Source organism: Streptomyces sp. URMC 129, from assembly GCF_051386415.1.
Taxonomy (GTDB): domain Bacteria; phylum Actinomycetota; class Actinomycetes; order Streptomycetales; family Streptomycetaceae; genus Streptomyces.
This window is the reverse complement of record NZ_JBPQTQ010000164.1, coordinates 1-10,631: the sequence shown is the minus strand read 5'-3', so window position 1 is coordinate 10,631 and position 10,631 is coordinate 1. Positions and strand designations below refer to the sequence as shown.

Annotated in this window: 2 protein-coding genes; both read right to left on the bottom strand. The window is 77.1% G+C overall.

What is annotated here, in order from left to right; genetic code table 11:
- The coding region (locus tag ACSNOC_RS25185; RefSeq protein WP_436749866.1) for a type I polyketide synthase at positions 1–3,555 on the bottom strand (3,555 nt) is incomplete at its 3' end.
- Positions 3,552–10,511, bottom strand: a complete 6,960-nt coding sequence (locus tag ACSNOC_RS25180) for an SDR family NAD(P)-dependent oxidoreductase (RefSeq protein WP_436749865.1) — start codon at positions 10,509–10,511, stop codon at positions 3,552–3,554. The genes ACSNOC_RS25185 and ACSNOC_RS25180, both read right to left, overlap by 4 nt.
- Between the last annotated feature and the right edge of the window lie 120 nt (positions 10,512–10,631).

Below are 10,631 nucleotides of genomic sequence, written 5' to 3'. Positions count from 1 at the left end.
CGCCCGCACCAGACGCCGGGCCAGCACACCCCCGGACCGGAGCGCGACCTGATCCTCACCGGTGACACCGGTCAGGACGGCGGCCAGGTGGGCGGCGGCCTCGGTGTCGAGGGTGTCCGGCAGGTCGATCAAACCACCCCAGACGCGGGGCAGTTCGAGGGCGGCGACCCGGCCGAGGCCCCAGAGGAGCGCCTGCGGCACGGCGGTGAGGGGGTCGGCCGGGCCGGTGGAGACCGCGCCCCGGGTCGCGCACCACAGGGGGGCGGCGACCGCCCGGTCGGCCAGCGCCTGGAGGAGGGCGAGGGTGGCGGCGAGGCCGCCCGGCAGCGCCGGGTGCCCGGGGTGCGGCCGGTCGTCCAGGGCGAGCAGCGACAGCACGCCCGCGACGGTGCCGTGGCCGTCGAGCCGGGCGGCGAGCGCGGCGCGGTCGTCGGCGGGGCCGACGGCGAACGGCACGATGTCCGCGCCGTGCGCCGCGAGTGCGGCGAGCACGGCGGCGATCCGGTCGTCGCCGTCGCGTCCGGCGGGCACGGCGGCCAGCCACCGCCCGGCGGGGCGGGCGGGCGGCGGGGCGGTGCCGAGCGGCGTCCAGGCGACGCGGTAGCGCCAGGTGTCGTCGGTGGCGCGTGCGTGGCGACGGCGGCGCCAGGAGGAGAGCGCGGGCAGCACGGAACGGAGCGGCGCGTCGTCCGGCACCTGAAGCCGCTCGGTGAGGGCGGCCAGGTCCTCGCGTTCCACCGACTCCCAGAACTCGGCCTCGCCGGGGTCCCGTTGGGCGCCGCGCAGCCAGTAGCCGGTGCGCTGGAAGGCGTAGGTGGGCAGCTCGACACGGCGCGGCCGGTGGGCCGCGAACATCGAGGCCCAGTCCAACGGCGCGCCGTGGACGTGGAGTCGGGCGAACGCGGCGGTGACGGCCTCGACGCCGGTCCGGTCGGCGCGCAGCAGCGGGACGACGGCGGTCTCCTCCGGCACCAGGTCGCGGGCGAGCGCGGCGAGTCCGCCCCCGGGTCCGGCCTCGACCAGCCGGGTCGCACCGTCGTGGGTGAGCGTGGCGACCGCGTCCGCGAACCGCACCGGCTCGCGGATCTGCCGCACCCAGTAGGCGGGGTCGGCGAGTTCGTCGGCGGTGACGCGGCGGCCGGTGAGCGTGGACACGAAGGGGATGGCGGGCGCCCCGAACACCGCCTTCCCGGCCAGGGACCGGAAGTCCGCGAGCATCGGCTCCATCAGCGGGGAGTGGAACGCGTGGCTCACCGCCAGCCGCCGGGTGCGGCAGCCGCGCGCGGCGAGCCGGTCCGCGATCTCGGTGACGGCCGCCTCGGTGCCCGAGATCACCACGGACGCCGGGCCGTTGACGGCGGCCAGCGCCGCGGTGTCCGGGTGCTCCGCGAGCAGCGGCAGCACCTCCTCCTGGGGGGCGCGCACCGCGACCATGGCGCCGCCGGGCGGCAGTGCCTGCATCAGGCGGCCCCGCGCGGCCACCAGCGCCGCCGCGTCCGCGAGCGTCAGCACCCCGGCGACGTGGGCGGCGGCGAACTCCCCCACCGAGTGCCCGGCCACCGCGACCGGCCGCACGCCCCACGACTCGATGAGCCGGTACAGCGCCACCTCGACGGCGAACAGGGCGGGTTGGGCGTAGGCGGTGCCGTTCAGGAGGGCGGAGTCGTCGCCGAACAGGACCGGGCGCAGGGGCCGGTCGAGGTGGCGGTCGAGTTCGGCGCACGCCTCGTCGAACGCGGCGGCGAAGACGGGGAACGCGGCGTGCAGGTCGCGGCCCATGCCGGGGCGCTGGCTGCCCTGTCCGGTGAACAGCACGGCGGTGCCGCCGGCCGGTCCGGTCCGGCCGGTGACGGTGCCGGGCGCCGGGGTGTCCCGGGCCAGCGCCCGCAGTCCGGCGGTGAGTTCGGCCCGGTCGCGGCCGGTGATCACGGCCCGGTGCGGGAGAGCGGCGCGGGAGACGGCGAGCGAGTGGCCGATGTCGGCGGCGTCGGGCTCCGGAACGGCGAGGACGTGGGCGAGGAGCCGTTCGGCCTGGGCGCGCAGGGCCGCGGCGCTGTGGGCCGAGACGGGCCAGGCGAGCGGGGTGCCGTGCGCGGTGAAGCGGCGCCGCTCCTGCGGGACACCGGGCGGGGCCGGGGCCTGTTCGACGATGACGTGGGCGTTGGTGCCGCTGACGCCGAACGAGGAGATCCCGGCGCGGCGCGGCTGCCCGTTGTCCTTCTCGGGCCACGGCACCGGTTCGGTGAGGAGCCGGACGTTGCCCGCGGACCAGTCGACGTGCGGGGTGGGCTCGTTGACGTGCAGGGTGCGCGGCAGCAGCCCGTTGCGGAGCGCGAGGACCATCTTGATGACGCCGCCGACCCCGGCCGCCGCCTGGGTGTGCCCGATGTTGGACTTCAACGATCCGAGCCACAGCGGGCGTTCGGCGGGGCGGTCCTGGCCGTAGGTGGCCAGCAGCGCCTGGGCCTCGATCGGGTCACCGAGGGCGGTGCCGGTGCCGTGCGCCTCGACGGCGTCGACCTCACCGGGGGCGAGGCCCGCGTTGGCGAGGGCCTGCCGGATGACGCGTTGCTGGGCGGGCCCGTTGGGGGCGGTCAGGCCGTTGGACGCGCCGTCCTGGTTGACGGCCGACCCCCGCACGACCGCGAGCACCGGGTGCCCGTTGCGGCGCGCGTCCGCGAGCCGCTCCAGCAGCAGCATGCCCGCGCCCTCGCCCCAGCCGGTGCCGTCGGCCGCCGCCGCGAACGACTTGCAGCGGCCGTCGGCGGCCAGGCCCTGCTGGCGGCTGAACTCGGTGAACATGCCGGTCGCGGCCATGATGGCGACGCCGCCCGCGAAGGCCATGGCGCACTCGCGCTGCCGCAGCGCCTGAACGGCCAGGTGGAGTGCGACGAGCGAGGACGAGCAGGCGGTGTCCACGGACACCGTCGGGCCTTCGAGTCCGAACGTGTAGGCGATGCGGCCGGAGGCGACGCTGGGGGCGGTGCCGGTGAGCAGATGCCCGGACAGCTCCTCCAGGTTCTCCCCGTCCGTCGCGTAGCCCTGGTAGGCGAGGCCGACGAACACGCCGGTGCGGGAGCCGCGTTGGGTCGCCGGGTCGATCCCGGCCCGCTCGTACGCCTCCCAGGTGATCTCCAGCAGCAGCCGCTGCTGCGGGTCCATGGCCAGGGCCTCGCGCGGCGAGATCCCGAAGAACGCGGCGTCGAACCGGTCGGCGTCGTGCAGGAATCCGCCTTCGCGGGTGTAGCAGGTGCCGGGCCTGCCGGGCTGGGGGTCGTAGAGCGCGTCGAGGTCCCAGCCACGGTTGGCGGGGAAGCCGGAGACGGCGTCGGTGCCGTCCGCGACGAGCCGCCACAGGTGTTCCGGGGTGTCGGCGCCGCCGGGGTAGCGGCAGCTCATCGCGACGATCGCGATGGGCTCGGTGTCCTTGGCCTCGGCCTGCTGGAGCAGCGACTTGGTCTGCTTGAGGTCGGCGGTGACCCGCTTGAGGTAGTCGAGGAGCCGCTGTTCGTGGGGGCCGGGCTGGGGGTTCCGCTCCTGCATGGTGTCGTTCACCTGCCGATTTCCTGGTCGACCAGCGCGAAGATGGTGTCGATCGTGGCTGTCCGTAGCTGCTCGTCGGTGCTGTTGGCCGCCCCGGTGCCGTTGCCGCCGTCGGGGTCCGGCTCGTTGAGGAGCGTGAGCAGGCCGCCGAGCCGGGCCCGGACGCGGGCGCGGACGCCGGGGTCGTCGGCGCCGAGCGCCGCGACGGCGGACTCCAGGCGGTCGATCTCGCCGAACACGGAGGCCACGTGGTTCGCCGGCCGGGGGGCGAGGTCGTCGCGGACGCGCCCGGCGAGGGCCAGTGGCGTCGGGAAGTCGAACACGAGGGTGGCCGGGAGCCGCAGGCCGGTCGCGGCGGCGAGCCGGTTCCGCAGTTCGACGGAGGTGAGGGAGTCGAAGCCGAGGGCCTTGAACTCCCGTTCCTCCTCGACGTTCTGCGGCCCCGGCAGGCCGATGACCGCCGCGACCTGGCCGCGCACCACGTCGAGGACGACGCGGGCGCGTTCGGCGTCGTCCAGACCGGCCAGCCGCTGCCGCAGCGCCTCCGGGGAGCCGCCGTCGTGCCCGCCGGCGGGCGTGGCGCGGCGCACGGACCGGCCGCGCACCAGGCCCCGCAGGAGGTGCGGCACGTCCTCGGGCGCGGGTGCGGGGGCGGGCGGGGCGGCGAACCGCACGGGGACGGCGACGGCGGCCGGTCCCGACCCGGCGGCGTCGAACAGCGCGAGGCCCTCGGCCGCGCCGAACGACACCAGGCCGGAGCGGGCCAGCCGTTCGCGCTGCCGCTCGTCCATCGTCCCGGCCATGCCGCCGTCCGCCCAGGGTCCCCAGGCCAGCGACACGGCCGGCAGTCCCTCGGCGCGGCGCCGCGCGGCGAGCGCGTCCAGATACGCGTTGGCCGCCGCGTAGTTGCCCTGTCCGGCGCTGCCGAGGGTGGCGGCGACGGAGGAGAAGAGGACGAACGCCGACAGGTCCAGATGCCGGGTCAGCTCGTGCAGGTGCCAGGCCGCGTCGGCCTTGGGCCGCAGCACGCGCGCCAGCCGTTCGGGGGTGAGCGCGCCGATCAGCCCGTCGTCCAGGACACCGGCCGCGTGGACGACGGCGGTCAGGCCGTCACCGTGGGCGGCGAGGAGGGCGGCCAGCGCGTCGCGGTCGGCGACGTCGCAGGCGGCGAACGTCACCTCGGCGCCGTGTGCGGTGAGTTCGTCGCGCAGGGCGTCCGCCCCAGGGGCGGCGGGGCCGCGTCGGCCGGCCAACAGCAGGCGGCGGACGCCGTGCTGGGTCACCAGGTGGCGGGCGACGCGGGCGCCGAGCGCGCCGGAGGCCCCGGTGATCAGGACCGTGCCGTCCTGGCCGGTGCCCGAACGGGTCGCCGGGGCGGGGACGGTGAGGACAAGCTTGCCGGTGTGCCGGGCCTGGCCGATGTGGCGCAGCGCCTCGCGGGCCTCGCGCACGTCCCAGCAGGTCCGGGGCAACGGCCGCAGCGCGCCGCGTTCGAAGAGCCGCACCAGCTCGGTGAGCATGGCGCCGATGCGGTCCGGCCCGGCCTCGATGGTGTCGAACGCCCGGTAGGTGACACCGGGCCGGTCCGCGGCGACCCGGTCGGCGTCCCGGACATCGGTCTTGCCCAGCTCCAGGAACCGGCCGCCGGCACCGTTGAGGAGGCGGAGGGAGGCGTCGACGTAGTCCCCGGCGAAGGAGTTGAGGACGACGTCCATGCCGCGTCCGCCGGTGGCGGCGCGGAAGCGTTCCTCGAAGTCGAGGGTGCGGGAGGAGGCGAGCCGGTCGGGGTACAGGCCGAGCGGTTCGAGCGCCGCCCATTTGGCGGGCCCGGCGGTGCCGTAGACATCGGCGCCGAGGTGGCGGGCGAGTTGGGTGGCGGCCATGCCGACGCCGCCGGCGGCGGAGTGGATCAGCACGGACTCGCCGGGCCGCAGCCCGGCCAGGTCGACCAGGGCGTAGTAGGCGGTGAGGAACACGATGGGCACGGAGGCCGCCTCGGCGAACGTCCAGCCCCCGGGCATCCGGGTCACCAACCGGTGGTCGGTCACCGCGAGCGGCCCGAACGCCTCGGGGATCATCCCGAACACCCGGTCGCCCGGCCGGAGTCCGGTGACGCCGGGGCCGGTCTCCACGACGACTCCGGCGCCTTCGCTGCCGAGCCGGGCCGTCCCGTCCGGGTACATGCCGACGGCGATCAGCGCGTCGCGGAAGTTGACGCCCGCGGCGCGGATCGCGACGCGGACCTGGCCCTCGGCCAGGGGGGCGGTGGCGGCGGGGTTGTCGGCCAGGGCGAGCGCGTCGAGCGTTCCGGCGCCGGTCGCGGTGAGCCGCCAGGCGGCGGCGCCGGGTTCGGGCACGAGGAGACCGGCGGTGTCGGGACGGGTCAGGCGCGGGGCGTGTGCCGTGCCCTGCCGCAGGGCGAGTTGCGGCTCGCCGGAGGCGAGGGCGGTCGGCAGGGCCAGGTCGGAGGCGGGGTGCCCGTCGAGGTCGGCGAGCACGATGCGGCCGGGGTGCTCGGACTGCGCGGAGCGGGCCAGGCCCCAGACGGCGGCCTGCGCCGGGTCGGGCGCGGGGTCGCCGGAGTTGACCGTGACGGCGCCGCGGGTGGCCAGCACCAGGCGGGTGGCGGCGAGCCGTTCGTCCGCGAGCCAGGTCTGGAGGAGGGCGAGCGCGTTCCGGGTCGCCTCGTGCGCGGCCTCGGGCCCGTCGCCGCCGCGCGGTTGGGCGAGGACGACGGCGGCGGGCGGGGCGGCGCCCGCGTCGAGGGCGGCGCTCAGCGCGGCGAACTCCGCGTAGCGGGGCAGGGGTTCGGCGGTGCCGGCTCCGGTGCCGGGGCCGGGCAGCGGGACCGGCGGCCACGCCAGGTGGAACAGGGCGTCGGGCGCGGGCCGTGCCGCGCCGGTCGGGGCGGGCGCGGGCCGCAGGAGGAGGGCGTCGATGTGGGCGACGGGCCGCCCGGCGCCGTCCGCGGCGAGCAGCGTGACCCTGTCGGGCCCGGCGGGGGCGAGGCGGACGCGGAGCGCGGTGGCGTCGGTGGCGTGCAGGGCGGCCCCGGCGAAGGAGAACGGCACGCGCGCCCGGCCGTCGTCCGGCAGCAACCCGCCCCAGCCGACCGCGTGCAGGGCCGCGTCGAGGAGGGCCGGGTGGACGCCGAAGCCGTCCACGGCGGTGCCCTCGGGCAGCGCGACCTCCGCGAACACCTCGTCGCCGCGCCGCCACACGCCGCGCAGGCCCCGGAAGACGGGGCCGTAGCCGAAGCCGAGGTCCGCGAGCCGGTCGTAGCAGTCGTGGACGGGGACGGCCTCGGCGGAGGCGGGCGGCCAGACGGTGAGATCCGTGGTCTCGGGACCGGTCGCGGCTTCGGGCTCGGTTTCGGGCGCGGTTTCGGTGAGGGTGCCGTTCGCGTGCCGGGTCCAGGCGGCGTCCGGGTCGCCGTCGCCGGGGCGCGAGTGGACGCGGAGGGGGCGGCGGCCGGTGTCGTCGGCGGCGCCGACCGTGATCTGGAGCTGCAGGCCGCCCTGTTCGGGCAGGGCGAGCGGGGTGTCGAGCACCAGTTCCTCGACGTGGCCGCCGCCCGTCTCGCGGGCGGCCCGCAGCGCGAGGTCGAGCAAGGCCGTTCCGGGCAGCAACGCCGGGCCCCCGACGCGGTGTTCGGCCAGCCAGGGCTGGTCGGCCAGGGAGAGGCGGCCGGTGAGGAGCACGCCGTCGCCGTCGGGGAGGGTGACGGCCGCGCCCAGCAGCGGATGACCGGCGGGCCGCAGTCCGGCACCGGTGAGGTCACCGGCGGGTGGGCGGGTGTCGAGCCAGTACCGCTGCCGCTGGAAGGGGTAGGTGGGCAGGTCGAGGCGGCGCGGCCGGTGCGCGGCGAGGGGCCGGGTCCAGTCCACAGGAGCGCCCAGCACGTGCAGTTGGGCCAGCGCGGTGGCGAACGAGACGGCCTCGGGCCGGTCCGGGCGCAGGGCGGGCACGGCGACCGGCTGCGCGTGGTGGGCGGTGTCGTGGGCGTTCTGGGCGAGGGCGGCGAGGACGCCGCCGGGGCCGGTCTCCAGGAACGCGGTGATGCCCTCGGCGGCGAGGGCACGGACCGCGTCGTGGAAGCGGACGGCGTGCCGCGCGTGCCGGGTCCAGTGGTCCGGGTCGGACACCTCCTCGGCGGTGACGGCGCGTCCGGTGAGGGCGGAGACAAGGGGCACACGGGGGGCGTGGCACGTCGCTCCGGCGACCACCGCGCGGAACTCGTCCAGCATCGGCTCCATCAGCGGCGAGTGGAACGCGTGGGAGACGGCGAGCCGTTTGGTGCGGCGGCCCCGGGCCGCGAGGGTGCCCGCGATGTCCAGCACGGCGTGCTCGGCACCGGAAAGGACCACGGACGCGGGCCCGTTGACCGCCGCGATGCTCACCGGGCCGGTGCCGCCGCCGAGCAGCGGCAGCACCTCGTCCTCGGCCGCCTCCACCGCGACCATCGCGCCGCCGGGCGGCAGCGCCCGCATCAGCCGGCCGCGGGCCGCGACGAGCCGGGCGGCGTCGGCGAGGGACCAGACGCCCGCGGCGTGGGCGGCGGCGAACTCCCCGATGGAGTGGCCCGCCAGCGCCGCCGGGCGCACGCCCCACGACTCGGTCAGCCGGAACAGGGCGACCTCGACGGCGAACAGGGCGGCCTGCGCCCAGCGGGTCTCGTCCAGCGTCCCGGCGTCGTGCCCGAAGACGACGTCACGCAGCGGCCGTTCGAGGTGCCGGTCGAGTTCGGCGCACGCCTGGTCGAAGGCGTCGGCGAACACCGGGAAGGCGGCGTAGAGTTCGCGGCCCATGCCGAGTCGCTGACTGCCCTGGCCGGAGAAGAGGAAGGCGACCCGGGGGGGCTGGGCGGCACGGCCCCGGACCACGGTGGTGTGCGGCTCGCCCGCCGCGAGGGCCCGCAGCCCGTCGAGGGCCGATGCCCGGTCGTGTCCGACGACGACGGCTCGGTGTTCCAGCGCGGCCCGGCCGGTGGCCAGTGTCCAGGCCACGTCGGCGGGTTCCCCGTCGCCGGGTCCGCGTCGTTCACCGCCGGGGCGTTCGCCGCCGGGCTCGCCGGTCAGCCGTGCCAGCAGCCGCGTCGCCTGGGCGCGCAGCGCGCCGTCGCTGCCGCCGTAGAGGGGCCAGGGGGTGACGTGCGGCGCGGCGGCGGGCCGTGGCGGCGCGTCCGGCGCGGGGGCGGGGGCGGGCGGCTCCTCCACGATGACGTGGGCGTTGGTGCCGCTCACCCCGAAGGACGAGATCCCGGCGCGGCGCGGGCGGTCGTCGTCCCGCCACGGCACCGGTTCGGTGAGGAGCCGGACCGCGCCGGCGGACCAGTCGACGTGCGGGGTGGGCTCGTTGACGTGCAGGGTGCGCGGCAGCAGCCCGTTGCGCAGCGCCTGCACCATCTTGATGACGCCGCCGACCCCGGCCGCCGCCTGCGCGTGGCCGATGTTCGACTTCAAAGACCCCAGCCACAGCGGACGTTCGGCGGGTCGGTCCTGGCCGTAGGTGGCCAGCAGCGCCTGCGCCTCGATCGGGTCCCCGAGCACGGTGCCGGTGCCGTGGCCCTCGACGGCGTCGACCTCGGCCGCCGTGAGACCGGCGTTGGCGAGGGCCTGCCGGATGACGCGCTGCTGCGCGGGACCGTTGGGCGCCGTGAGGCCGTTGGAGGCGCCGTCCTGGTTGATCGCGGAGCCGCGCACGACCGCGAGCACCGGGTGCCCGTTGCGGCGCGCGTCGGAGAGCCGTTCCAGCAGCAGCACGCCCGCGCCCTCGGCCCAGCCGGTGCCGTCGGCCGCCGCCGCGAAAGCCTTGCAGCGGCCGTCGGCGGCCAGGCCGCGCTGGCGGCTGAACTCGATGAACGCGCTCGGGCTGGACATCACCGTGACGCCACCGGCCAGCGCCATCGCGCACTCCCCCTGCCGCAGCGCCTGCGCGGCCAGGTGGAGGGCGACCAGGGAGGACGAGCAGGCGGTGTCGACCGTGACGGCCGGGCCTTCGAGCCCGAAGGTGTAGGCGATGCGGCCGGAGACGACGCTCGCCGAACTGCCGGTGCCCACATAGCCTTCGAGGTCGTCCGGGGCGTGCACCAGCCGGGCGGCGTAGTCCTGGTAGCCGGTGCCGACGAACACGCCGGTGCGGCTGCCGCCCACCGACGCCGGGTCGATCCCGGCCCGTTCCAGCGTCTCCCACGTGACTTCGAGAAGCAGCCGCTGCTGCGGGTCCATGGCGAGCGCCTCGCGGGGCGAGATCCCGAAGAACAGGGGGTCGAACTCGCCCACGCCGTCAAGGAATCCGCCCTCGCGTGCGTAGCAGGAGCCGGGCCGGTCCGGGTCGGGGTGGTAGAGGGCGTCGAGGTCCCAGCCGCGGTCGGTGGGGAAGCCGGAGACGGCGTCGCGCCCGTCGGCGACCAGCCGCCACAGGTCCTCGGGGCTGCCGACGCCGCCGGGGTAGCGGCAGCCCATCGCGACGATGGCGATGGGGTCTTCGTCCGCCGTGGCGCCCGGCGCTGCGGCCGGGGCGGTGATCGCCGTCGCGCCGGAGGGGGTGAGCGCGGCGTGCAGATGGGCGGCGAGGGCGGTGGGCGTGGGGTGGTCGAAGACGAGGGTGGCCGGGAGCCGCAGGCCGGTGGCGCGGGCCAGCCGGTCGCGCAGTTCGACGGCGGTCAGCGAGTCGAATCCCAGCTCGCGGAAAGCCCGTTCGGCCGGGACGGCGGCGGTGTCGCGGTGCCCGATGACGGCGGCGGCGGTGTCGCGCACCAGCTCCAGCACGGCGGGCAGGCGCCCGGACTCGGGCAGTCCGGCCACGCTCCGCACGAAGGGGGGAACGCCCTTCGCCTCGCCGCCCGTTCCGGACGCCGCCGCGTCGGTGGCCGCCCGCGCCTCCGGCAGGTCGGCCAGGAGCGGGCTGGGCCGCGGCAGGGTGAACGCGGGGGCGAAGCGCTCCCAGGTGACGTCCGCGACCGTCACGTTGGTCTCGTCGGCTTCGAGTGCGGCGCGCAGCGCGGTCAGGGCGGGCGCCGCGCACCTGGACGAATTCCTGGGCGACCGGCCGCTGGACGCGTTCGTGCTGTTCTCCTCCATCGCGGG